The 22,757-nt window shown below is 71.3% G+C and carries 22 protein-coding genes and 1 tRNA gene; 12 read left to right on the top strand and 11 right to left on the bottom strand.

The annotated features are described in order from the left end of the window. Positions 1–89 precede the first annotated feature (89 nt). Positions 90–1,055: an NADP-dependent oxidoreductase gene (locus tag ACFW6B_RS26160; RefSeq protein WP_386599350.1), complete on the bottom strand. Its 966-nt coding sequence runs from the start codon at positions 1,053–1,055 to the stop codon at positions 90–92. Positions 1,056–1,183: 128 nt separating this feature from the next. On the opposite strand from ACFW6B_RS26160, the gene ACFW6B_RS26155 reads away from it, so the two are divergent. After that, positions 1,184–2,149, top strand: coding sequence for a GlxA family transcriptional regulator (locus ACFW6B_RS26155; protein ID WP_386599349.1), 966 nt, complete (start codon positions 1,184–1,186; stop codon positions 2,147–2,149). Between the two features lie 146 nt (positions 2,150–2,295). After that, complete coding sequence (locus tag ACFW6B_RS26150; RefSeq protein WP_386599471.1) at positions 2,296–2,958, top strand: lysophospholipid acyltransferase family protein; 663 nt, start codon at positions 2,296–2,298, stop codon at positions 2,956–2,958. Between the two features lie 247 nt (positions 2,959–3,205). Here ACFW6B_RS26150 and ACFW6B_RS26145 read toward each other — a convergent pair whose 3' ends face one another. Together ACFW6B_RS26145 and ACFW6B_RS26140 are read right to left on the bottom strand one after the other, a co-directional pair. Continuing rightward, positions 3,206–3,427 (bottom strand): helix-turn-helix domain-containing protein, encoded by a 222-nt coding sequence (locus ACFW6B_RS26145; protein ID WP_386599347.1) that lies wholly within the window; start codon positions 3,425–3,427, stop codon positions 3,206–3,208. Next, positions 3,427–3,918 (bottom strand): DUF2975 domain-containing protein, encoded by a 492-nt coding sequence (locus ACFW6B_RS26140; protein WP_386599345.1) that lies wholly within the window; start codon positions 3,916–3,918, stop codon positions 3,427–3,429. Before ACFW6B_RS26140 ends, ACFW6B_RS26145 begins: the two co-directional genes overlap by 1 nt. Positions 3,919–4,143: 225 nt before the next feature. Here ACFW6B_RS26140 and ACFW6B_RS26135 point away from each other — a divergent pair, with 225 nt between their 5' ends. The 5 genes from ACFW6B_RS26135 to ACFW6B_RS26115 all read left to right on the top strand — a co-directional run bounded on the left by ACFW6B_RS26135 (position 4,144) and on the right by ACFW6B_RS26115 (position 7,639). Beyond that, positions 4,144–4,404, top strand: a complete 261-nt coding sequence (locus ACFW6B_RS26135) for a hypothetical protein (protein WP_386599343.1) — start codon at positions 4,144–4,146, stop codon at positions 4,402–4,404. Between the two features lie 203 nt (positions 4,405–4,607). Next, positions 4,608–5,168, top strand: a complete 561-nt coding sequence (locus ACFW6B_RS26130; protein WP_386599341.1) for a hypothetical protein — start codon at positions 4,608–4,610, stop codon at positions 5,166–5,168. Positions 5,169–5,335: 167 nt separating this feature from the next. After that, the gene (locus ACFW6B_RS26125) at positions 5,336–6,709 is read left to right on the top strand and encodes a hypothetical protein (protein WP_386599339.1); all 1,374 of its coding nucleotides are present in this window, start codon (positions 5,336–5,338) and stop codon (positions 6,707–6,709) included. A gap of 109 nt (positions 6,710–6,818) precedes the next feature. After that, positions 6,819–6,891: transfer RNA gene (locus tag ACFW6B_RS26120), tRNA-Gln, on the top strand. A 289-nt stretch (positions 6,892–7,180) separates the two neighbouring features. Further along, on the top strand, positions 7,181–7,639 hold the full coding sequence (locus ACFW6B_RS26115; RefSeq protein WP_386599337.1) for a pyridoxamine 5'-phosphate oxidase family protein: 459 nt from the start codon (positions 7,181–7,183) through the stop codon (positions 7,637–7,639). 78 nt (positions 7,640–7,717) lie between these two features. Here ACFW6B_RS26115 and ACFW6B_RS26110 read toward each other — a convergent pair whose 3' ends face one another. After that, the gene (locus ACFW6B_RS26110; RefSeq protein WP_386599335.1) at positions 7,718–8,416 is read right to left on the bottom strand and encodes a DsbA family protein; all 699 of its coding nucleotides are present in this window, start codon (positions 8,414–8,416) and stop codon (positions 7,718–7,720) included. Positions 8,417–8,677: 261 nt separating this feature from the next. Further along, on the bottom strand, positions 8,678–10,573 hold the full coding sequence (locus ACFW6B_RS26105; RefSeq protein WP_386599333.1) for a hypothetical protein: 1,896 nt from the start codon (positions 10,571–10,573) through the stop codon (positions 8,678–8,680). Positions 10,574–11,301: 728 nt separating this feature from the next. Here ACFW6B_RS26105 and ACFW6B_RS26100 point away from each other — a divergent pair. Then, positions 11,302–11,517 (top strand): hypothetical protein, encoded by a 216-nt coding sequence (locus ACFW6B_RS26100; protein ID WP_386599331.1) that lies wholly within the window; start codon positions 11,302–11,304, stop codon positions 11,515–11,517. 90 nt (positions 11,518–11,607) lie between these two features. Here the strand turns inward: ACFW6B_RS26100 and ACFW6B_RS26095 are convergent, their stop codons facing one another. The 5 genes from ACFW6B_RS26095 to ACFW6B_RS26075 form a co-directional block, all read right to left on the bottom strand. Continuing rightward, positions 11,608–12,288, bottom strand: coding sequence for a hypothetical protein (locus ACFW6B_RS26095; RefSeq protein ID WP_386599328.1), 681 nt, complete (start codon positions 12,286–12,288; stop codon positions 11,608–11,610). Positions 12,289–12,434: 146 nt separating this feature from the next. Next, positions 12,435–13,631: an ABC transporter ATP-binding protein gene (locus ACFW6B_RS26090; protein WP_386599326.1), complete on the bottom strand. Its 1,197-nt coding sequence runs from the start codon at positions 13,629–13,631 to the stop codon at positions 12,435–12,437. A 38-nt stretch (positions 13,632–13,669) separates the two neighbouring features. Further along, on the bottom strand, positions 13,670–14,500 hold the full coding sequence (locus tag ACFW6B_RS26085) for a carbohydrate ABC transporter permease (protein WP_386599323.1): 831 nt from the start codon (positions 14,498–14,500) through the stop codon (positions 13,670–13,672). Next, positions 14,500–15,441 (bottom strand): carbohydrate ABC transporter permease, encoded by a 942-nt coding sequence (locus ACFW6B_RS26080; RefSeq protein ID WP_386599321.1) that lies wholly within the window; start codon positions 15,439–15,441, stop codon positions 14,500–14,502. The genes ACFW6B_RS26085 and ACFW6B_RS26080 overlap by 1 nt, the downstream gene beginning before the upstream one ends. Continuing rightward, complete coding sequence (locus ACFW6B_RS26075; RefSeq protein ID WP_386599319.1) at positions 15,438–16,709, bottom strand: ABC transporter substrate-binding protein; 1,272 nt, start codon at positions 16,707–16,709, stop codon at positions 15,438–15,440. The genes ACFW6B_RS26080 and ACFW6B_RS26075 overlap by 4 nt, the downstream gene beginning before the upstream one ends. 345 nt (positions 16,710–17,054) lie before the next feature. Between ACFW6B_RS26075 and ACFW6B_RS26070 the strand changes: the two genes are divergently transcribed. Together ACFW6B_RS26070 and ACFW6B_RS26065 are read left to right on the top strand one after the other, a co-directional pair. Then, a complete protein-coding gene (locus ACFW6B_RS26070) occupies positions 17,055–17,831 on the top strand; it encodes an endonuclease/exonuclease/phosphatase family protein (RefSeq protein ID WP_386599317.1) in 777 nt (258 codons plus the stop codon). A gap of 157 nt (positions 17,832–17,988) precedes the next feature. Then, complete coding sequence (locus tag ACFW6B_RS26065; protein WP_386599316.1) at positions 17,989–18,441, top strand: DoxX family protein; 453 nt, start codon at positions 17,989–17,991, stop codon at positions 18,439–18,441. Positions 18,442–18,511: 70 nt separating this feature from the next. Here ACFW6B_RS26065 and ACFW6B_RS26060 read toward each other — a convergent pair whose 3' ends face one another. After that, on the bottom strand, positions 18,512–19,297 hold the full coding sequence (locus ACFW6B_RS26060; protein WP_386599314.1) for a sirohydrochlorin chelatase: 786 nt from the start codon (positions 19,295–19,297) through the stop codon (positions 18,512–18,514). Positions 19,298–19,503: 206 nt separating this feature from the next. On the opposite strand from ACFW6B_RS26060, the gene nirB reads away from it, so the two are divergent. Beyond that, complete coding sequence (gene nirB, locus ACFW6B_RS26055) at positions 19,504–22,236, top strand: nitrite reductase large subunit NirB (RefSeq protein WP_386599312.1); 2,733 nt, start codon at positions 19,504–19,506, stop codon at positions 22,234–22,236. 83 nt (positions 22,237–22,319) lie between these two features. Then, positions 22,320–22,685 (top strand): MerR family transcriptional regulator, encoded by a 366-nt coding sequence (locus ACFW6B_RS26050; protein WP_386599310.1) that lies wholly within the window; start codon positions 22,320–22,322, stop codon positions 22,683–22,685. Positions 22,686–22,757 lie beyond the last annotated feature (72 nt).

Genomic DNA, 22,757 nt, shown 5'->3' with positions numbered 1-22,757 from the left:
TTCGCCGAATCGAGTCCCGCTCTCAAACGCGTCCGGGAACAGCGGCACGGTCGCCCCCGGCGTGACGGAGGGAAGGCGAGGGCGGCGGGTCACGGCGTGACGGAGAGGACGATCTTCCCGGTGGTACGGCCGGTCTCGCCCCGAGCGTGGGCGGCCGCGGCCTCCTCGAGCGGGAAGACCGCGTCGACGACCACCCGCAGGCGGCCGTCCTCGACCAGCTCGGTGATCTCGCGCAGGCCCTGCCGGTCGGGCTCGACGAGCATGAACCCCGCCCGCACCCCGGCCGCCCCGGCCTCCTCGTAGGGGAACGTGTCGTCCGGCGGAAGTACCGACACCAGGTTTCCCCCCGGACGCAACGTGCGCAGCGAGCGGGCCCAGTTGGCGCCGCCGACGGTCTCCAGGACCACGTCGACGTCACGGACGGCCTCGGCGAAGTCCTCGGTGCGGTAGTCGATCAGCTCGTCCGCGCCCAGGGAGCGCAGCAGGTCGTGCTTGGCGGCGCCGGCGGTGCCGATCACATGGGCTCCGCGGGCCTTGGCGATCTGCACGGCCAGGTGACCGACACCGCCCGCGGCGGCGTGGACGAGGACGCGCCGGCCCGGCCGGACGCCGGCGGTGTCGACGAGGGCCTGCCAGGCGGTGAGCGCGGCCAGGGGCAGGGCGCCCGACTCGTGGTGGCTCAGCCCCTGGGGGCGGGCGGCGAAGTGGCGGGCGGGGGCGGTGACGTACTCGGCGTAGGCGCCGGCCGGGTGGGGGAAGCGTGGCATCCCGAACACCTCGTCGCCCGGCCGGAAGAGGGTCACACCGTCGCCGGTCCCCTCGACCACCCCCGAGACGTCGAATCCCAGGACGAAGGGAAGCGGCGTACCGTCGGCGAACACCCCCCGCTCCCGGATCTTCCAGTCGGCCGGGTTCACTCCCGCCGCGTGCACCCGGACCAGGATCTCGCCCCGGCCCGGTTCCGGGCGCCCGGTCTCGACGGCCTTCAGGACTTCGGGGCCCCCGGCGGTGTCCTGGAGGACGGCACGCATGGTGGGGGTGGTGGTACGAGACATGGGGTGTTCTCTTTCCGGGGTGTTCGACGGGTCCGTTCGTGCCGGTCCTCCCGGGCACGTCCTCAGACTGCCGAAGCCCGACAGCCCCCAGTAGTGGCCCGATGGCCACGGCCTGAAAGGATCCGGCCATGCACCGCGTTGGCGTTCTGGCACTGGACGGCGTCGTCCCTTTCGAACTCGGCATCCCCGCCCGCATCTTCGGCGCCGCCCGTGACCGGGCGGGCAACCCGCTCTACACCGTGACCACGTGCAGCCTCGACGGCGGTCCGGTCCGGGCCGAGGCCGACTACGGCCTCACCGTCGCCCACGACGCCTCCTTACTGGCCGACGTCGACACCGTCGTCATCCCGCCCTCCCACTCTCTCGGCCCCGTCCGGGAGGAGGGCCGTCTGCCCGCCGAACTGCGCGACGCCCTGGCCGCCATCCGCCCCGGCACCCGGATCGTGGGCATCTGCACCGCCACGTACGTCCTGGCCGCCGCGGGGCTCCTCGACCACCGCCCCGCCACCACGCACTGGCGCGAGGCGGAGCGCCTGCAGCGGATGTTCACCACCGTCCGCGTCGACCCGGACGTACTGTTCGTCGACGACGGCGACGTCTTCACCTCCGCCGGCGTCGCCGCCGGGATCGACCTGTGTCTGCACCTCGTCCGGCGCGACCACGGCAGCCGGACCGCCAACGACGTCGCCCGCTCCTGCGTGGTGCCGCCCTGGCGGGAGGGCGGACAGGCCCAGTACATCCAGCGCCCCGTTCCCGACCCGACGGACACCGGCACCGCCCCCACCCGGGCATGGGCGGTGGAACGCCTGGCCGAATCCCTCACCCTGGCCGACCTGGCCGCCCACGCGAACATGAGCGTGCGCACCTTCACACGCCGCTTCCGCGAGGAGACCGGCACCACCCCCCGACGGTGGCTGATCCGCCAGCGCGTCGACATGGCGCGCCACTACCTGGAGACCACCGACTGGCCCGTCGACCTCGTCGCCGACCGTGCCGGGTTCGGTACCGGAGTCTCCCTGCGCCAGCACCTGCACGCCACCGTCGGCGTCACCCCTCAGACGTACCGCCGCACCTTCCGCCGAGACCTTCCGTGAAGCGCACGTGTTCCGGCGAGGCCATGCCGGCCGGTGCCGGAGCGCGGCGAGAGCGGACGACGGGAAGATGAGTACGACAGCTCATGTCCCGGCCGCGACCGGCACCGACGATGGAGATCGTCATCGTCGAGGCCGGGAGCCCGCCCATGCTCAGCCGTACCGCCAGCACCCTGGTATCCGCCGTCGGACGGCTGTCCGTGACCTGCGACCCCGGCGCGGAGCTCGCGCCGGGCAGCATCATCGCCGCGAACCACACGTCCCTGGCCGACCCCGCCGTCGTGGTCGCCGCCCTGTACCGCCTCGGCGTCACACCGGTCGTCATGGCCACCGCGGGCCTGTGGCACATCCCGCTGCTCGGCCGGTCCCTCACCCGCGAAGGGCACATCCCCGTCCACCGGGGCGACCGGCGAGCCGCCGGCGCACTCGACCTCGCGGAACGGGCCCTGCGGCAGGGACGGCTGGTCCTCATCTACGCCGAAGGCGGCCTGCCCCGTCGCAAGGACGCCGCGGAGGCGGCCCCCGGCGACTTCCGCACCGGCCTGGCCCGCCTGGCCGAGCGCACCGGCGCCCCTGTCGTGCCCGTCGGCCAGGCCGGCGCCCGCCGTGTCACCTCGGGCGGCGCGATCAAACAGATCGCGGGCCTCGTCACCGCGCCGCTGCGCCGGCCCGACCTGCACGTCCACGTGGGCGCCCCGCTCGTTCTGACCGGTGACAGCGCCGTACGCACGGCGCGGGCCCGTACCGCGGTGACCAGCGCGTGGAGGACGGCGGCCGCGCACCTCGGCGAGCCTGCCGCACTCGCGGCATAGCGCCTGCGGAGGCGGAGCCCGAGCACCGTTCCCGGAACCCCGTCGAACCGGCAGGTCGTCACGGACCAAGGCGTCAAGCGACCACGGCGACGATCATCGACAGGAACGGTGCCGTGCAGGTCGACCGGAATCTGCCCAACGGGGTCAGGACGGTGCTGCGGGTGGTCGGCGATCCACGTCCAAGCGGTCCACGTGTCGTGTCGCGGGCCGGTGGTGCCAGGCGTCTTCACGCCCGCCCCGGGGCACGTCATCCGCCCGTGGCATCCTCGGCCTCCCAACGCAGCAGGTCGCCCGGCTGGCATTCGAGCACCTCGCAGAGCGCGGCAAGCGTCGTGAAGCGCACGGCCTTGGCGCGGCCGTTCTTGAGCACCGCCAGGTTGGCGGGCGTGATCCCCACATGGTCCGCGAGCTCGCCCACGGACATCTTCCGCCTGGCCAGCATCACGTCGATGTCGACGACGATGGGCATCAGATCACCTCGTCCAACTCGGCCTGCATCTGCGCCGCTTCGCCGTCGCGCGCGACGGCCTGGGCGAGCAGCATCCGCAGCACGAGCACGATGAGCGCGACCCCCAGAATGGCCACGCCGACCCCGCCCATGATGACGGTGACGCCCGGGTCGTCCCGCTGGCCCGGCGCGTTGATGGCCGTGACCGCGAACCACAACAGGGCGGCCGCCACGATCGCGCCGATCACGCCGTCCACGTACCGGAAGGCGGCGTGGGAGAACACCGTTCCGCGTCGCACCATCGTCACCAGCCGCCATACGCAGACCAGGGCTACCTGGGCCGACGCCATGCCCAGGATCGTGATCACGCGCAGCGGGGTCAGCGGGAGCGACCCGTCCTCCGGGTCGTTCCCGGTGACCAACACCCACACCATTCCTGCCTGTACGCACACGGTGCCGGTGAGCACCACCACGAGTACGGCACGAAGCGCACGCACTGCCAGCTTTCCCATGACCCACCCTTCCATCGAATTGCGATGGGAATCTATCGAATATCGATAGACGGGGCAAGGGGTGGGGGTGAGGGATGGGCGGCGGTTTCGCGCCGTCGCGGGACGCCGCACCCCTCTCGCGGCACGACGTTCGTGCGAACTGTCCTGATCTCGTCAAACCGCTCGCGGCCTGGGCGTCGTGCGGTCACACTGATCCACATCGCATCACACCGCCGCGGGGGGATCATGGGATTCATCAACCAGGCCAAGGCGAACGAGGCCGAGCGCCAGGCCGCCGACGCCCATGCGGAAGGCCGCTCCGTCATCGTCTTCAAGATCATCGAAGCGAACGCCGGCTCACGCAACACCGGCATCATGCGCGGCGTCGGCGAGCAGATCGAGGCCGTCGAACGGCAGGGCTGGGCCCTCGACACCATGACGGCGGCCGAGGGCAAGGCGCTGTCCGGCGAACGTACGGCGCTGATCTGCCTCTTCCGCCGCCGCTGACCGGCACCCGGCACCGGGACCGGCCGCACCGCGTGCCGGGCCTCGGCGTGTCCCGGGGTCCTGTTGCCCTTCGTCGAGCCGTCGTGACGACGGCCCGGAACGGCGGGGTGCGGGTGGGTGTCCCGGACGAGCAGGGCAACATGCCTTTGCGGAAAGAGGTGTTCACATGCCGAGGTGAGGAAAGCGCCTTACCATCACCTCCCATGCTCACCATGATCTTCACCGTCGGGCTGGCGTTCCTCGGCTACCTGGCGACGTATGCCAACGGCCTGCGTCTCAATCAACGGCAGGCCCGACTGAGCCGGGTCAACGCACAGTTGAACGACTTCTACGGCCCCCTGTTCGCGCTGATGGAGTCCAACAGCCGGGTCTACGACACCTTCTCGGCCATGTACGCCCGCGAGGACGGCCGGGACCCGTTCGACCACGACGTACCGCCGACCGAGGAGGAACTCGCCCAGTGGCGCACATGGGCCACGAGCGTGTTCATCCCCAACATCCGGGCGATGCGGGACGTAGTGGTCACCAGGGCGGACCTGCTCGTCGAGGAGGAGATGCCCGAGGCGTTGCTGCAGCTGTGCGCGCACGTCTCCGGCTACGAGATCACCGCCGCGCGCTGGTCGCAGGGCGACTTCACGGAACATCTGTCGGTCGTGCCGTTCCCGGGCCGAGGACTGCGGGAGTACACCCGCGACCGGTTCACACAGTTGAAGAGCGAGCAGGCCGGGCTGCTGGGGAACACCGGCCGTCGTCCGCGTCGCTGACGAGATCCCGGATGCCCGGACGCGTGCTGGTGCCATGACGTGCCGGGCGGACATCGCCGCAGCGGTCGGCTGCGCCGGCCGGGCACGGTGGGGTGTCCCTCGTCCCCCTCGCCGCGCCCGTGAATATCCGGTTGGGCGCTCGGCGGGGAAATGACAAGGTGAGGCCCATGCCGTCGCCCACCGTCGAAGAACTCCTGCGGGAACTGCACGCCTCGCTCGCCCTGCGCAAGCGTCCGGAGGACGTGGCCCGGATCGTCCAGGACCTGTACGCGGCGCAGGGCGCCGAACTCGACGAGGCCACCGAGGCCGCACTCGCCAAGGCCGCCGAACACTCGCTGCGCAACCTCTGGCACGGCTACACCTCCATGCGGGAGGACTTCGCCCGCCCGGTCGGCGCACAGCGTCAACTGACCCGCATGGCAAGTCTGTTCACGGACATGCCAGAGCTTGCGGACGGCGCGGGCGACGACCCGGAGCGGATCGAGGCGGCGATCCGGCGCGCGGGCGAGTCCATAGGCCGTGCGTACGGCCGGAACGACTTCGGTCTGGACCGTCTCGACCGGGCCGGGCGAGAAGCCGCCGGCCTCGGCGAGGTCTCCAAACGCCAGTACAACAAGCGCTTCCGTCTCCTGCGCCGCATGGAGGCCAAACTGGCGCGGCTGATCCACGAACAGCAGCGCCGCGAGGTGACGATGACGGGCAAGGGCGCGCTCGCGCACGAGCTGCCGTACGACCTCTTCGCCGCGGACCCGGACACGGCGGCCTTCATCGCGTACATCACGGCGCGGGGCCACATGCGCAGCGTCTTCACCAACGGCCGCCAGCGCCAGGCTTACGACGAGGTCGCCGAGGCGCTGTTCCAGCGCCTGCGCGCGCGGCCCGAGCGGACCTGCTGGACCGCCCTCGCGCACGTGCATCCCACCCCGGAGGTGCTGGCCGAGGTCCCTGACCAGGACCTCACGCGACTGCTGGTCCGATGGAACGCCTTCCTGCGCCAGGTCGCCGACCTGCTGGAGGACGCGTGGAACCGGCACCCCCTGGAGCGCGAGACGATGATCGTGCGCCGCGGCGACGACTCCTCGACGTGGAACCAGGCCGCGCAGGCGTGGAACACCGCCCGGGCGCACTGGTTCGCGATCCTGTTCGAACTGGGCCAGGAACGGATCCTGGACCAGTTCTGCCCGGGCAAGGTCCCCCGCCTGATGGCCGCCGACGTGGCGTACTGGCACCGTATGAGCGGTGGCGGGCTGCACCCCGACACCTACATCTGGGCAGAGCTGCCGTTGCCCTGGGAAGTGCTCCGGGGAGAGAGGGAATGCCCGCGTTCGCTGGTCGAGGCGGTCTGCGCCCGGTACCGGAGGGATCCCGTCGCCGGCGCCTGGACCGCTCCCCGGCCGGCCGCCGAGGCCGTCGCCTTCCGCCGGACGCCCGAACTCGTCCATGGCGTCGCCGTGGCGGACCCTCTCATGGCCAGTGCCCTCCGGTCGGCGGGAGTGTTCTCCGGCAACGGCAAGCGCGCGGCGGCGAGCGAGTGGCTGTGACCGCCGAGCGGCCGTGACAGCGTTCCCCAGTGCCCCGAAGCCCCGTTTTCCCGGGTCCCCGGGAAAACGGGTTGCCCGGAACGGCGGCTCCGGCCATGATCGTTGTGGCGACGAGGAAGCTCTGTGGAGGAGCGCCCGGCTCTGATCCCGGGTGGACGTAGGTTCGAATCCTGCCCTCGTCGCCCTTTTGCGTACTGTCCTGCGTACTGTCGCTCGAGTCGGTCCCACGCGTGTCAGGGAGCGTCACGTTGCGCGAGACCACCTCGCCGATGTCCGTCGTCGCCGGCAGGACCGCCGCGGTGACGACGGGATCGAGTCTGCCGCGCACCCGGTCACGGGCCCGGTCGGGGGTACCGAACCGGTCGCTCCGCAGACTCGGGCCGTCCTCGAGCGTGACGAAGCCGACGCCGCCCGGGACGGCCGTGCGACCCCAGCCGAAATTACCGGAGGGGTTGGGTGGTTGATCCCTTCATGACTCAACGACCCGCGCCCCGCCCCCTGTCCGACGAAGCCCTGTCCGAACTGCTCGGCAGGCAGCAGTTCGGCACGCTCGCCACCGTCAAGCGCAGTGGCCACCCCCATCTGACGACCATGGTGTACAGCTGGGACCCCGAAGCCCGCATCCTGCGGTTCTCGACCACGGCCGACCGGGTCAAGGTCCAGCACCTGCGGCACGATCCACACGCGGCACTGCACGTCCAGGGCGGCGACGTGTGGTCGTTCGCCGTCGCCGAGGGCGAGGCCGTGGTCTCCGAGAGCACGACTGTTCCCGGGGACGCGGTCGGGCGGGAACTGCTCGGGATGATCCCGAAGGCCGGGAGGCCCGAGGACGAATCCGCGTTCCTGGAAGAACTGGTCGCCGAGCGCCGGGTGGTCATCCGGATGAAGGTGGACCGGCTGTACGGCACGGTGCTCGACATCGACGGCTAGCCGTACCGGGGCAGGGACGGCCGCTGTCACTCGCCGAGGACCGCGGCCGGCCTTGACCGACGCGGCACTGGACGTGGTTCACAGAGCGGTCTGTTCCCACTCCCAGGGACTGTCGTGGATCCCCCGCAGCAGTTCGGCGAAGGTGCCGCCGTCGAAGAGCAGGCCGTTGTATTCGTCCGGGATCCGCCTGTCGTTGATCACGGCGGTGGGCGTTCCCGGTCCTTGGGGGTCCTTCGCGCCCCCGGCCCGCTCGTACGCCTTCTCGGAGGCGGTGACGAAGGAGCGGTATTTCATGGTCTTGACGGCCGCGTCGAACTCCGGACCGCGCAACCCCTGCACCTGGTCGGCCAGTTCCAGCAGACGGGCATCCGTGAACTCGTCGAGGCTCTCCTCGGGCTGGTTGGCGTAGAGCACTTCGTGGTACTCCACGAACCTGCCCTTCTCCAGTGCCGCCCGCAGCGCGTTGACCGCCTTCTTCGAGCCGCTGCCGCCGAGCCGGTCGTCCAGGAAGGAGGCCAGGGTGTACTCGGCCGTCGCCCGCCGGGCGAGCATCGCTTGCCGCAACTGCGGGGAACCGCCGGTGGTTTCGAACTCCTTGCAGACCGGGCAGCGCGGATCCTCGTACAGGTGCACGGTCACGTTTGCGTCCGGATCACCCACCAGGATGGTGGTGCCGTCCTTCCCGAGCTTCTCCGGCAGCTGCTCCGCGTTCTCGAACGCGAATGTGACCTCGGCCGGCTGGTGCCCGCACCCCGCCAGCATCAACACGGTGGCCACGCACAGCACAGCCCACCGTTTCCCCCGCAGCACGCGTCGTCCCCTCCCTGAAGAACAGCGCGACCTTAGATCATCCGTACGGCATCGGCACAGTTCATTTCGGGTGCAGGTGATCGCGCAGGCCGCTGGGTCGCCCCGGTGCGATGGGGGATTCGTCCCGTACCGAAGGGGAGGAGAGGAGGGGAAGAGCTGCTGGGCCCGGCGGGGCCGGATGCGCCGGGCATCCGGCCCCGCCGGGCCTGTCGACGTGTGCGGGCGGGGTCAGGGGGTGGCGCCGAGGCGGTGGACGGTGGTGGGGACGGGGGTGCGGTTTCCGGTGGGGTCGATGCCGAAGCGGCCGGTGGCGGCCGGGACGGCGTGGTTGGCGAGGGCGTAGAGGTGGTCGCGGACGGCGTAGCGGTTGGGCAGGGGAGTGGCGGGGGTGGTGGCCTTGCGGATGGCGGTGGCGGCGGTCAGGACGGCGTCGTGGCCGAGGACGGGCCAGTGGCCGCGGGTGGCGTGATCGGCGGGGAACCTCTGTCCGTGGTGGTCGGCGGCGAAGGCCTCGGTGAACTCGGTGTACAGCTCGTGGTCGCTGTTGCCGCGGGCGCGCAGTGCGGCGGCGCCGGGCAGGGAGGCGTAGAGCACGGTGATGGGTGCCTCGCCCTGCTGGTTCAGCCCGCTGAGGGTTTTCGGGTCCAGGGCCGCCGTGTCGGATCCGGCGACGACGGTGATGTGCTGCCGGTGGCAGCCGCGCCGGCTGAGGGCCTGGAGGAAGTCGGGCAGGTACTTCTCCCGGGCGGCGAAGTACACGGTGTCGATGGGATGTCCCGCGTTGCAGATGTTCTGGCCGATGCTGTCCAGGATGGAGTCCGCTCCGCCGCGGGGGTCGAAGGAGAAGTCCGCGTCGGGGTCGAGGTGCTTCTTCAGCCCCTTGACGGTGCGGAAGTCCTGGTAGAGGGAGTTGGTGTAGAAGTCGGTGGAGCCGTTGGGCGTCACGGCCGTGCGCACCAGTGCCGCGGTGCGCGTGTCGTCGGCGAGTTCCTCACCGAGTGCTTCGAGCTGGGCCGCGTTGGTCAGGGTGACGCGGACCAGTCCGTTGATGGGCTCGGGGGTACGTCCCTGGCTGTCGATGGAGCCGGTGGTGTCGAACCCGTCGGCGGTGATGAGGTCGGCGACCATGGGGAGGTCCTGCCTGCTCAGCGCGCGGGCTGCGTCGACGGACTCCTGCTGGCTGAGCCCCATGCCCGTGACGGCGACCAGGCTCTTGTCGTCCTTCAGTGCCTCGACGGTGTCCTTCCAGTGCAGTTCCCCGCTGCCCATGTTGGCCAGGACCAGACGGATCTTCAGCGGGCTGTCGCCCTCGTTGGCGCGCTCCACGGCGGTGTAGGCGCCCTCGACCTCCCCGACGAACTGGTCCAGCGTCAGGTCCTTGCTCTTGCCCACCGAGGTCAGCGGTGCCAGGAAGGCGACGGTGACGTACCGGCCGCCGCGGGTCGCGTCGGCGTTCTCCTCGCCGATGGCGCTCAGCGCGGGGGCGAGGGCGGAACCGAACACGCCGGGGCCGTCGCCGCCGTCGGTCACCCCCGTGCACTCCCCGCCGACCACGGTCGTCAGCGCCGGGTTCGGGGTCCCGCAGTGCTTCTTCCTGAACTCCTTGCCCTTCCGGTCCGCCGGTGCCCGGTTCTTGCCCGCCCGCGCGCCCGGCCGGTCCTTCGGGGTGTGCACGGCCACCGCGTACGCGCAGACGGAGACCGTCAGCGCGAGCGCGGTGGTGATGGCCACGGCCGTACGGTGGCGCAGCAGTGCGGCGCGGACCTTGCTCCACCCCCGGCCGTCCGCGCTCTTCGGCGGGGAAGAGACCGGCGGAGGCGGCGGGGCCGGGATGCCGCCCTCTCTGTCCTGGGGCGGCGCGGCCAGTTTCTGCCAGACCTGCCGCCAAGGGACGCGTTCCGTCTCGTTCAGCCCGCAGGCGGTCAGGAAGTCGGCGACGAACTCCCACTCCGGCAGTCCGTCCCGCCCCAGCACACCGGAGACGGTGGCCGGCGGAAGCCGTTTGCCCAGTCGTCCGCCGGCCTGCTCGAGCTGGGCGAGCGAGAGACCGAGTTCGTCGCGCAGCCTCGTCAGGTCGTCCCGGAACTCTTTCTGGTTGCCGGTCCTGCCGGGTACCCGCGGCATCACGCACCCCCCGGCGTGAGACCCGCCTCGCACGGGGCCGGCGCGGAGAGCTCCGGCGGACGTTGCCCGAGGCGTGGACTGCATCGATGTGGCATGTACGAATTCCTGTCTTCCCGGGCGCGGCACGGAACACCGCCTGGAACACCCGTGTCCGCTTACCGGCCGGAACGCGGGGTGCTTTGGATTCCCCGGTCCTCGTGGTCCGCGTGGTCTACGGCGTTCCGTGAAAAGCCGCCCAGGGGAGCGGAACACGATCGGATCCAGGGAGTTCGCCCGAATCAATATTCCGCTTTTCAGCCACCACCTGCGGAATATTCCGATTTCTTTCTGAAGTCTTCGAATTTGCGCCGACCGGTGTCTTCCTGGGCTCGGCGGCACGGCCCGCCGGGGACAAGGGGGTTCCCGCCCTGGGGCGAAGGGCCCTGCGCCTATGATCAGCTCGTGCCGCCGTCTTCCTCCGACAGCAACGCCCCGTTGATCGCGGCGTTCCCGGCCGAGCTCGCGGATGATGTCCGGGCAGTGCTGGAGGTCATGCCCACTTCCCGGTTCGGGTCGCTCGTCGCCCCCTTCTCGGTCGAGGTGGAAGGCCGACGGGTCACCATCCCCGGACGCCTCTACAACGACGAGCCGTCGCCCGAGGCGGCACCCCGACCGCACGGAACTTCGTCAACGGCCTCGGCACCAACCGCGGAGTCGTCGTCGGCGACACCGACAAGTACGCCGACGTCGTGGTCGGCGCTCCCTGGGAGTCCCTGGGACCGGTCGAGGGCGCCGGACAGGCGACACTGCTGCGCGGATCGGCCGCCGGTCTCACCGCGACCGGCTCGCGCGCCTACGCTCAGGACACCGGCGGCGTGCCCGGAACCCCCGAGGGCGGCGACGCGTTCGCCATGACCGAGATCGGCTTCGGAGAAGCGCTCCCGGGTGCCCGCTCCACCGTCTGAGGGCTCCCGGAGGCCGTCGGCCGGTCCGTCGACGAGATCGCGCGCGAAAGCCGTCAGGCCGGCCCGCCCGGTGACACCCGGAGGGTCCGCTCACCCTCCGGACGTCCTCAGCACCGACCGGCCCTCCAGCAGAGCCGCGCGGACCTTGGCACGGTCGGCCCAGTGCCCCGACGCGTCGAGGAACTCCGGCAGGACGAGCCCGGCCTGGTCCGCGCCGGTGAGGTCGACCGGGCGGCCGGGGTCGCGCGGATGCGCCGGGGGAGTGCCGAAGAGGACCATCGGCTCGTGCACGGGCCCGGCGCACAGGCACGCCGAGGCGGTCGTGTCTCCCGCGACGGCCAGCATCCCGCCGTGGGAGAGCCCCGAGACCAGCAGCCCCTCGACCCGCAGGGAGCCCCCGACGTACAGGTGCGCCTCGTCCTCGATCAGCAGGCCGCGCGACCGCACGTCTCCCGTGACCACCAGAACGTTGGTCTGGTCCCACTCGGTGAAGACGAGCGTCCCGTCGACCGTGAGATCACCGTCCACGACGTGGACGCCGCAGTCGCCGCCGTGGCAGATGGGCTGATGGGTCTCCGACCCGATGACCAGGTCGCCGTCGTGGTGGACCGTACCGCGGTGGACGAGGACCTCTTCCAGGTCGCCGCCGAAACAGTCGCTGTTGGTGTCGGCGAGCCCGTCCGGGGCGTACGCGGCGTACCGGTCGGCGGCCTCGGCGAAGGGAACGCGGTCGATGGTGCCGAGGGCGGTGAACCAGGGCGTGAACGTCACGTCCGGGCCTCCTGTCTTCCGGGTGCGCGGCGGTCGGGAAGAAGGTAGCCGATCCCACCGACAGGGCCCGGCCCCGCCGCTACCGACCCCGACCCGACCCCGGTGCCGGGGGCGGTACGGGCGTCGGCGCGGCCGGCTCCGAGGGGTCAGCCGGCGGGCTCGCCGGCCGGCGTCAGGTTGGTCCCGGAGGCCGGGTCGAAGACGTGCATCTTGGTGGTGTCCACCCAGAGTTCGGCCCGGCCGCCCTCGCGCACCCGCGTGGAGGCGTCGAGACGGGTCACGATCTGGTGTCCGCCCGCACCGGTGTCGGTGATCCCCGAGTCGGCCGCGAGCTCGGCGAGTTCGGAGGTGGCGGTGGGCTGCCACTCGTCCCCGGTGAAGTACGCGTACACGTCGGATCCCAGGGATTCGACCACGTCGACGTCCACGCTGAAGGCCGTACCCGATCCGATCCTTCCCGGGTCCACCAGGGAGGCGTCCTCGAAGGCCTCCGGGCGCAACCCCACGATCAGGTCCCTGGGGGCGTCCTGCCGTTCGAGGGCGCGGCGCAGCCGGTCGCCGAGGTCGAGGTCGCCCACCGACGTGCGCAGGCGGCCGCCCTCCACGGTGGCGTGCAGGAAGTTCATCGCGGGCGAACCGATGAACCCGGCGACGAAGAGGTTCTTCGGCTGCTCGTACAGGTGTTGCGGGGTTCCGACCTGCTGCACGACCCCGCCGCGCATCACCACCACCCGGTCGCCCAGCGTCATGGCCTCGGTCTGGTCGTGGGTGACGTAGACCGTGGTGCTGCCCAGGCGTTGCTGGAGGCGGGAGATCTGGGTGCGCATCTGGACGCGGAGCTTCGCGTCCAGGTTGGAGAGCGGTTCGTCCATCAGGAACGCCTTGGGGTCGCGCACGATGGCCCGCCCCATGGCCACGCGCTGGCGCTGGCCTCCGGAGAGGTTGGCGGGCTTGCGTTCCAGGTGCTCCGTCAGGTCGAGGATGCGGGCGGCCTCCTCGACCTTCTCACGGATGGTCGCCTTGTCCACCTTGGCCAGCCGTAGCGCGAAACCCATGTTGTCGCGCACGCTCATGTGCGGGTAGAGGGCGTAGCTCTGGAAGACCATGGCGATGTCACGGTCCTTCGGAGTCCTGTCGTTGACGACCTGTCCGTCGATCAGGAGGTTTCCCTCGGTGATGTCCTCCAGCCCGGCGATCATGTTGAGGGTGGTGGACTTGCCGCAGCCGGAGGGCCCGACGAGGATGATGAACTCGCCGTCGGCGACACGGAGGTCGACGTCCTTCACCGCCACCGCACCATCGGGGTAGCGCTTGGTGATGCCTTCGAGAACGATCTCTGCCACGGTCGGTCCTTCTTGTCCTGACGAACGGCTGCCGCCGGTCAGCCCTTGACGGCCCCGGAGGTGAGCCCGGCCACGATGCGCCGCTGGAAGAGCAGCACGAAGACGATGATGGGGATGGTGATCACCACGGCGGCGGCGGCGATCGAACCGGTGGGCTGGGCGAACTGGCTGCTCCCGGTGAAGAAGGCGATGGCCGCCGGCACGGTCCGGGCCGCCGAGGTCGAGGTCAGCGAGATCGCGAAGAGGAAGTCGTTCCAGCAGAAGATGAACACCAGGATCGCCGTGGTGAACACCCCCGGCGCCGCGAGCGGGGCGATCACCAGCCGGAACGCCTGCGCCGGGGTGGCCCCGTCCACCTTGGCCGCCTTCTCCAGGTCCCAGGGGATCTCCCGGAAGAAGGCGGACAGGGTGTAGATGGCGAGCGGCAGGGAGAAGGTCATGTACGGGATGATCAGACCGGTCCAGGTGTCGAAGATGCCGATGATCCGCTCGATGTTGAACAACGGCGAGACCAGCGAGATCGGCGGGAACATGGCGATCAGCAGGGACATCCCGATCAGCAGGCTCTTGCCGGGGAACCGGAGCCGGGCGACGGCGTAGGCCGCCATGGTGCCCAGCACGACCGCGATCACCGTGGCGATGAGGGCGATGCCGATGGAGTTGATCAGCGCGCGGGTGAACTCGGAGGTCTGGAAGATCCCCCGGTAGTTCTCCCACGTCCACTTGGTCGGGACGAAGTTGCCGTCGGTGAGGGTGCTGGGGTCCTTGAAGGACAGGGCGATGATCCACCAGACCGGGAAGAGCGCGTAGGCGATCACCAGGATGTTGATCACGGTCCATGCCGACGTTCGTCGTCCGGTGGCGGACATCAGCGTCCCCCTTCCTGGGCACCGGGGGCGGCCGCCCCGAAGAGTTTGATGAAGGCGAAGGCGATCAGCGCCACGCACAGGAAGATCAGGACGGAGATCGCCGAGCCGATGCCGAGGTTGAGCGCGGTGAAGAGGTTGTCATATCCCAGGATGGACACCGAGCCGGTGTCGTGCGCGCCGGACGTCAGGATGTAGATGTTGTCGAAGATCCGGAAGGCGTCCAGGGTCCGGAAGAGCAGGGCGACCAGGATGGCCGGCTTCATCAGGGGCACGGTCACCAGGAAGAAGCGCTGCCAGGCTCCGGCGCCGTCCACCTGGGCCGCGCGCAGCGTCTCCTCCGGCACCAGGGCGAGACCGGCGAGCAGCAGCAGGGCCATGAAGGGGGTGGTCTTCCACACCTCGGCCAGGATGATCAGGCCGATGGCCGGCCAGTGTTCGGTCAGGGGCGCGTCACCGGAGGGCAGGAGGGCGGCCAGGTAGCCGGTGTCCGGGGTCCAGGCGTACTGCCAGGAGTAGGCGGCGACCACGGTGACGATGCCGTACGGGACCAGGATGGCGGTGCGGACCGTCCCGCGGCCGAAGATGGTGCGGTGCATGACCAGCGCCAGGGCGAACCCGAGGACGAGTTCGACGGCCACGGAGACCACGGTGATGAACACCGTCACCCACAGGGCCTGCCACCAGAACTCGGAGGACAGGACGGCGCCGTAGTTGCTGAGGCCGACGAATTCCGCCTGCTGCGGGAAGCGCAGGTCGTACCGCTGGAGCGAGAGGTAGACCGCGTAGACGATGGGGTAGGCGGTGACGGCGAGCATGACGATCACGGCGGGCGCGCAGAGCAGCCAGCCCAGCCGGCGCTCTTGGCGGGCTCCTTCGGACAGCGCGCGGCCGTCCTTGGGCGCCGGTGCGTCCTGAGGGGTGGTCGGAGCCGACTGGGTCACGGGATCAGCCCCTTCGAGGCGAGGGCGTCCTCGATCTGGTCACCGATCTCCTGCACGTCCGGTCTCGGGTCGATCCCGTTCGGCGGCGACAGGGTGTGCGAGATCGCGATGGACACGTTCTGGTAGGCGGGGGTCTTGGGCCGGATGCTGGCGTTCTCCAGGGCCGCCAGAACGGTGGAGGCGAAGGGGTAGTCCTTGACCAGTGCGGGATCCGAGTAGAGCGGGCGCAGCGTGGGCGGCAGTCCGCCTTTGAGTGCCGCGGTCAACTGGTTCTCCCGGTTCCGCAGGCACAGGGCCGCCTCGAAGGCGGACGCGGAGTGACGGGAGTAGGCGCCGACGGCCAGGTCGATGCCGCCGATGGTGGGCTTGGCCGGCTTTCCCTTCTCGACCCCCGGGTAGGGCGCCCACCGGAACTGCTTGAAGAGTTCGGGGTTGTTGGCCTTCATCGAGGGATACACGAAGGGGTAGTTGATCTCGAAGGCCGCACTGCCGGACTCCATGGCCAGCCGGTTCTGGTCCTCCATCTGGTTGGACAGGGACGGGTCGGCCGCGGCCGAGGTGGCCAGCGTCTTCATGACGGTGGCCGCGCGCACGGCGGGCGGGCCCAGCCTGGGAGCCGTGGCGGTCGCGTTGAGGATGGAGCCGCCGGCGCTCTCCACCAGCGTGTTGAACCAGACCGTGAGCCCTTCGTACTGCGCGCCCTGGATCTCCACGTAGTGCGGCTTGCCCTGCTTGGCCAGGCGTTCGGCCATCAGGATCATCTCGGCCCAGGTCCCGGGCGGCGTCGGGACCAGGTCCTTGCGGTACCAGAGCAGCTGGGTGTTCGTGTTGTACGGGACGGCGTACAGACGGCCCTTCCACGTGGCCGTCTGCAGCGGGACCTCCAGGGTGTCCCGGACGGCCGCGGCGCGGTTCTTCCCGGTCCACGGCAGGATCCATTTGGCCTCCGCGAACTCGGCGGGCCAGGTGACGTCCAGTCCGATGATGTCGACCGTGTCGTCCTTGGCGGCCAGCCGGCGCACCAGTTGCTGGCGCTGGCCGTCCGCGGTGCGGGGCAGTTTGTTGTAACTGATGCGGTAGCGCCCGCCGGACTGCTTGGAGCAGGCGTCGGCGGCACTGGCCAGCGCACCGGAATCATCGGGGAAGTTGTACCAGTTGAGTGTCACCGGCCCGCCGCCCCCGCTGTCGCAGCCGGCCAGCAGGGCCGCCGACAGGGACAGAGCGAGCAGGACCCGAGGGAGGCCACGAGTGCCGGACGAAAGCGCCATTCTCACTCCTTCCGGACCCGTGCGGGGAGATCCGGGACAGAGTGGAGGGGACCCGGACGTGCGAAAGGCTAGGTCCGCGCCCGGCTTCACCCCGCGCGCCGCACCGGCCGGTCATCCGATCGGACGCGCGGAACGCCGGGCGAAGCGGCGGTCGTGTCCTGCGGAGCGAGGCCGCCGAGGGCGCGTACGGCATCGTCGCGGGCCGGGGCCGTACGCGACCGCCCCTCTCGCGGCGGTGTCCGCCCCCGGCTTCAAGTCCCCCGGCTGTATGGGTGACAGTACGATCAACGTCCTGATCGGCTCCCGTACGACCCGACAGACCACCGGACGGAAGGCGGCGAGTTCGTGAAGGCCCTGCGACTGCTGACCATGAACACCCTCTTCACCGGCGACGTCCCGGCCCGGCTGCGTGCCCTCGGCGCGGCGCTCGAGCGGTCCGACCACGACATCGTCTGTCTGCAGGAGGTCATGTTCCGCCGCAACGTCCGGCTGATCCGCCGTGCCGCTCCCTCGTACCGGCACTTCGCCTGCTCGGGCACGGTCCTGCTCAAGGGCGGCCTGGTGCTGCTGTCCCGGTGGCCGATCAGCCGGTCGCGGTTCGTGCGGTACCCGATGACGGGTCCGGTGCGCGGCGAGTTCTTCATGCGCAAGGGCGCCCAGGTGGCGTCCGTCGCCACCCCGGACGGGGAACTGGTGGTCGTGAACACCCATCTGTCGGCCAACCGCGATGACGACTGGTCACCCGCGAACCGGTACACGCGGATCGCGGAGGCCGAGCTGGCCCGGCTCACCGAACTCGTCGCGGGCGTCGGCCCGTCCCTGCCCGTCGCCGTGGTCGGTGACCTGAACCTCCCGCGCGGCTCTGCCCCGTTCGACGCCTTCCTCGCCGCGGCGGGGCTGCGCGACGTCCTCGCGGGCGACACGCGTCCGACCTACCGGCCCACCCCCCGGTGGCCCTCGCCGCCGGCCCTGGACCACGTACTGGTCCGGGCCGCGGCCGGGGAGACGCTGACCGGCGGCGCCGACCTGGTGTTCCAGGACGAGGTGACCCTGGACGACGGCCGCCGGGCCTACCTGTCCGACCACTACGGAGTGCGGGCCCGGCTGATCCGGTCGACGTGACACGCGGACCGGCCCGGCCGGGGCGGTGGGCGCCGGGCCATCGCGCTGAACCGACGGTCCCGCGCATACGTAAAGGGGGAGGGACGGGCCCTCGTACAATGCGCGGTCCCTCATACCAGCCGGGCACGCGCCCGGCCGATCCAAGGAGTACGCACCCATGAGCGACGCACGCCTGAGCGGCAGGCTGTCGAGTCACCAGCCCCTCGTCCTCGGTCTGTTCCGCATCGTCCTCGGCCTGCTCTTCGCCAGCGAGGGCGCCGCCACGCTCTTCGGGATACTGGGGCGGGAGAGCAGCCCCGTGGGCGACTGGCCGTTCTGGTACGCCGGGGTCATCGAGCTGGTCTGCGGCGTCCTCATACTCCTGGGGGTCGTGACGCGCGGCGCCGCGTTCCTCAGCTCGGGGGCCATGGCCTTCGCCTACTTCACCGAGCACCAGAAGGACGGCCTCTTCCCCCTGCAGAACGGCGGCCTGTCGCCCGCGCTGTTCTGCTGGGGCTTCCTGCTCCTGGTCTTCTTCGGACCCGGCGCCCTGTCCCTGTCCGCCCTGGCCCGGCGCGGGGGAACCGCCCAGGACACCGCCAGACCGCCGGTGGCCGGTCGGGCTCTCTGATCACGACGCCGGGGGAGCCACCGGTTCCCCCGGCGCCCGCCGCTCCGGACACTCCGCCGGCGCACCGGCTTCAGGCGGCCGCCGGATGGCGTGCCGCGTCCGCGGCCCGGGCGTAGCGCCGCGCCACCAGGCGGGCGATGCGCGGGTGGGCCCCGAGCGGTTCGGCGACCGTCCAGGCTCCGGCGTCGCGCAGTTCCCCGCTGAAGCGGCCCGGTGCCAGCAGATGGGTGGCGACGGCGACGCGCCGGTGGCCCGCCGCGCGCAGCCCGGCCACGGCCTCCGGCACGGTGGGCCGTGCGGCCGAGCAGTAGGCGGGCAGCACGGGCACGGCGGGCTCACCGCCGTGAGCCGCCGTCAGCAGGGCGCGCAGCTGTCCGGCCGCGATCCTGGCCCCGGCGGTGCCGTCCGGGCGGCGCGAGCCGGCGGAGGCCAGGACCACGGCGTCGGCCCGTCCGCCCGCCGCCGACTCGGCGGCGCGCAGCCTGTCGTACAGGGCCAGGGCCACGTCCGGCTCGCCGCTCAGTCCCCGCGTGAGGGCGCAGCGCAGCGTCCGGGGCTTCGCCAGCACGGCCGGCACGTCGACCCTGCGGTGGAAACCGTCCCCGAGCAGCAGGGGCACGACCACGGCGTGCCCGTGCCCCCGTGCGGCGAGCCGGTCCAGCAGCCCGTCGAGCGAGGGCCACCGCAGGTCGGGGCCGACGCCGGGGGAGGGCTTTCGTTCGTCGAGGCAGCCGACCTGAGGCCGGACACCGTCCAGCGCCGCCACGGCATCGGAGAGGAGACCGGTCACCGCCGCGGCCGCGGGGTCGGCGCTGCCGTGGACGGCGAGTACGAGGGCGGGGGAGCTGGTGGCCATGCTCCCGACGCTACGGAGCCCGCCGACGCGCCGGTACGGCCGTCCGGTCACGACCCGTCGGGACTTTCGGGCCCCGGGCCCACCGGCCGAAGGTCCCGCAGATGGGGACGTTTGCGCGTCGGTTCCGCCCCGGAGGCGGCCTACGGTCGAAAGGACGTACAGACCCGCAGACGTCACTGCGCCCCCCGCCCAGGAGTGTGACCCTCATGCCGCAGCCGCAGCCCCTCGTCCTGATCGGCCACGGCATGGTCGGCCAGCGCCTGCTCGAGGTCCTCGCGGACCGCGGGGCGCTGGGAGGCGACGGCACCGCCGGACGGCCGGTCGTGGTCCTCGCCGAGGAGGACCGCCCCGCCTACGACCGGGTCCACCTGACCTCGGTCTTCACCGGCACCGACCCCGCCGACCTCGCCCTGACCACCCAGGACTTCCTCGACCGGCACGGCATCGAGCTGCGCCTGGGCGACCCCGCCGAGCACCTGGACACCGCCGCCCGCACGGTCACCACGGCCTCCGGCCACGTCCAGCCCTACGACACCCTGGTCCTGGCCACCGGCTCGGACCCCTACGTCCCGCCCGTCGAGGGCACCGACGCCCCCGGCGCCTTCACCTACCGCACGCTGGACGACGTCGCCGCCCTCACCGCGTACGCGCGGGGCAAGCGGACCGGCGTGGTGGTCGGCGGCGGCCTGCTCGGTCTGGAGGCGGCCGGAGCGCTGCGCACCCTCGGACTGGAGGCGCACGTCGTCGAGTTCGCGCCCCGGCTGATGCCGATGCAGGTCGACGACGGCGGCGCGGCGGTGCTGCGGACCACCATCGAGGAGATGGGCGTCACCGTGCACACCGGCGTCGCCGCGAGCCGGGTGGAGACGGACACGGACGGTGTCACCCGCGGGCTCCAGCTCTCCGACGGCCGCACGATCGACGCGGACGTGGTGGTCTTCTCCGTGGGCGTGAGGCCCCGCGACGGCCTCGCCCGGGAGGCGGGCCTCGCCGTCGGCGACCGCGGCGGAGTCGTGGTCGACGAGCACTGCCGCACGAGCGACCCGCACGTGTACGCCGTCGGCGAGTGCGCGCAGACCGTCGACGGCCGGGTGTACGGCCTGGTCGCACCCGGCTACCAGATGGCCGAGGCCGCGGCCGACGCCCTCACCGGCACCGGCACCGCCCGCTTCACCGGCGCGGACACCTCCACCAAGCTCAAGCTGATGGGCGCCGACGTGGCCTCCTTCGGCGACCCCTTCGAGGCGGGGGCGACCGCGGTCGTCTTCTCCGACGAGAGCGAGGGCGTCTACAAGAAGCTGCTCCTGGCCCCCGACGGGCGGCTGCTCGGCGGCATCCTCGTCGGCGACGCGCAGGCGTACGGCACCCTCAGGCCGCACACCGGCCGCTCGCTGCCCGCCCCGCCCGCCGCCTACGTGGGCCCGTCGGAGTCCGCCGAACTGCCGGGTGCCGACACGCTCCCCGACGAGGCCGTGGTCTGCTCCTGCCACAACGTCACCAAGGGCATGGTCCGCGCGGCCATCGCCACCGAGGGCCTGACCGACGTGGCCGGGGTGAAGAAGTGCACCAAGGCCGGCACGGGCTGCGGCGGCTGCCTCGGTACGCTCCAGGCGATCCTGGACGCGGAGGGCGTCGTACGCAGCACGGCCCTGTGCGAACACTTCACCCTCTCCCGCTCCGAGATCTACGCCGTCGTACGCGACGAACGCATCGGCTCCTTCAGTGAGTTGATGAACCGTCACGGCAAGGGCGGAGAGGGCTGCACGGTCTGCAAGCCGGTGGTCGCCAACGTCCTCGGCACCCTGTCCCCGGAGCTGGGCCTCACCCACATCCTCGACGGCGAACAGGCCACGCTTCAGGACTCCAACGACCTCCACCTCGCCAACCTCCAGAAGGACGGCACCTATTCGGTCGTCCCGCGCATCCCCGGCGGCGAGATCACCCCCGCACAGCTCGTGGCCATCGGCCAGGTGGCCGACGACTTCGGCCTCTACACGAAGATCACCGGCGGCCAGCGGATCGACATGTTCGGCGCCCGCAGGGAACAACTCCCCGACATCTGGCGCAGGCTGGTGGCGGCCGGCCTCGAGTCCGGCCACGCGTACGGCAAGTCGCTGCGCACCGTGAAGTCCTGCATCGGCTCCCGCTTCTGCCGCTTCGGCCAGGGCGACTCCGTACAGCTCGCCGTCGACATCGAGCTGCGCTACCGCGGCCTGCGCTCCCCGCACAAGCTCAAGGGCGGCGTCTCCGGCTGCCTGCGCGAGTGCGCCGAAGCTCGCGGCAAGGACTTCGGGGTCATCGCCACCGCGGGCGGCTGGAACCTCTACGTCGGCGGCAACGGCGGCACCCGTCCCCGCCATGCCGAACTCCTGGCCGCCGACCTGGACCGGGAGGCGCTGCTGAAGCTGATCGACCGCTTCCTCATGTACTACGTCCGCACCGCCGAACGCCTGGAACGCACCTCCACCTGGCTGGAACGCCTGGACGGTGGCGTCGAGCACCTGAAGGAGGTCCTGATCGAGGACTCGCTGGGCCTGTGCGCGGAACTGGAGGCGCAGATGGACCGGCACGTCGCCGGCTACCAGGACGAATGGGCCGCGGTCCTCGCCGACCCGGCCAAGCTCAGCCGCTTCGGACACCTGACCGGTGAGCCCGACGCCGAGGACCTGGAACCGGGCCGCGGCAGGGTGGCCGTCCTCCCCGACGGCACCGAGGCGGCGGTCTTCAAGGACAGCGAGGGCAACCTGTACACGGTCGGCAACCACGACCCCTACTCCGGCGCCGACGTCATGGCCCACGGCATCATGGGCACCCGCGACGGCCGCCCCGTCATCGCCTCCCCGATGTACAAGCAGGAGTTCGACCTGCGTACGGGAGTCAGCCTCGACGACCCGGAGGTGCGGCTGCCGGTGCACGAGCCGAGCGCCCCCGCGCACTGAGCCCCGCCGCGCCGGTCCCCGGGGGCACGCCTTCGGGCGGCGGTGCCGGAAGACCGCGGAGCTCCTGGACGTTGATTCCGGGTATGAAGATCGGGGAGGCGTCCAGGGTCAGTGGCGTGAGCGCGCGTTCGTTGCGGTACTACGAGGACGAGGGCCTGATCGTCCCCGGGCGTCTCGGCAACGGGTTCCGCGACTACTGCCGGTCCACCGTCGACCGGGTGCTCGTCATCCGCTCGCTGCTGGAGTCCGGGCTGCCCGTGCGGCTGATCAGGGACGTTCTGCCCGGCCTCACCGACGGACCCGGTGCCGGCACGGACGCGGTGCGTGCGGAGTTCCTGCGCGAGGTGCAGAGCCACCGCGACCGGCTCGCCGCGCGCATCGCCGTTCTCAGCGATCAGCGGGACGCACTCGACGCCTATCTGCGGGAGGCCCGCCGCGCCGGTTCCTGACGGTCGCTCGGATGGCCGCTCGACGACAGCCGCTTGACCTTGACACAAGTGTCAGGCTCCTACGTTCGGAGC

It is taken from the genome of Streptomyces sp. NPDC058751, assembly GCF_042746485.1.
Lineage (GTDB): Bacteria > Actinomycetota > Actinomycetes > Streptomycetales > Streptomycetaceae > Streptomyces.
The sequence above is the reverse complement of the archived record's forward strand: the minus strand, read 5'-3'. Positions and strand labels throughout refer to the sequence as shown.

What these genes read in the sequence shown, in the direction of transcription:
- ACFW6B_RS26160 (WP_386599350.1), bottom strand. Translation starts at nt 1,055, where the DNA reads ATGTCTCGTACCACCACCCCCACCATGCGTGCCGTCCTCCAGGACACC.
- ACFW6B_RS26155 (WP_386599349.1), top strand. Translation starts at nt 1,184, where the DNA reads ATGCACCGCGTTGGCGTTCTGGCACTGGACGGCGTCGTCCCTTTCGAA.
- ACFW6B_RS26150 (WP_386599471.1), top strand. Translation starts at nt 2,296, where the DNA reads ATGCTCAGCCGTACCGCCAGCACCCTGGTATCCGCCGTCGGACGGCTG.
- ACFW6B_RS26145 (WP_386599347.1), bottom strand. Translation starts at nt 3,427, where the DNA reads ATGCCCATCGTCGTCGACATCGACGTGATGCTGGCCAGGCGGAAGATG.
- ACFW6B_RS26140 (WP_386599345.1), bottom strand. Translation starts at nt 3,918, where the DNA reads ATGGGAAAGCTGGCAGTGCGTGCGCTTCGTGCCGTACTCGTGGTGGTG.
- ACFW6B_RS26135 (WP_386599343.1), top strand. Translation starts at nt 4,144, where the DNA reads ATGGGATTCATCAACCAGGCCAAGGCGAACGAGGCCGAGCGCCAGGCC.
- ACFW6B_RS26130 (WP_386599341.1), top strand. Translation starts at nt 4,608, where the DNA reads ATGCTCACCATGATCTTCACCGTCGGGCTGGCGTTCCTCGGCTACCTG.
- ACFW6B_RS26125 (WP_386599339.1), top strand. Translation starts at nt 5,336, where the DNA reads ATGCCGTCGCCCACCGTCGAAGAACTCCTGCGGGAACTGCACGCCTCG.
- ACFW6B_RS26115 (WP_386599337.1), top strand. Translation starts at nt 7,181, where the DNA reads ATGACTCAACGACCCGCGCCCCGCCCCCTGTCCGACGAAGCCCTGTCC.
- ACFW6B_RS26105 (WP_386599333.1), bottom strand. Translation starts at nt 10,573, where the DNA reads ATGCCGCGGGTACCCGGCAGGACCGGCAACCAGAAAGAGTTCCGGGAC.
- ACFW6B_RS26085 (WP_386599323.1), bottom strand. Translation starts at nt 14,500, where the DNA reads ATGTCCGCCACCGGACGACGAACGTCGGCATGGACCGTGATCAACATC.
- ACFW6B_RS26075 (WP_386599319.1), bottom strand. Translation starts at nt 16,709, where the DNA reads ATGGCGCTTTCGTCCGGCACTCGTGGCCTCCCTCGGGTCCTGCTCGCT.
- ACFW6B_RS26065 (WP_386599316.1), top strand. Translation starts at nt 17,989, where the DNA reads ATGAGCGACGCACGCCTGAGCGGCAGGCTGTCGAGTCACCAGCCCCTC.
- ACFW6B_RS26060 (WP_386599314.1), bottom strand. Translation starts at nt 19,297, where the DNA reads ATGGCCACCAGCTCCCCCGCCCTCGTACTCGCCGTCCACGGCAGCGCC.
- nirB (WP_386599312.1), top strand. Translation starts at nt 19,504, where the DNA reads ATGCCGCAGCCGCAGCCCCTCGTCCTGATCGGCCACGGCATGGTCGGC.
- ACFW6B_RS26050 (WP_386599310.1), top strand. Translation starts at nt 22,320, where the DNA reads ATGAAGATCGGGGAGGCGTCCAGGGTCAGTGGCGTGAGCGCGCGTTCG.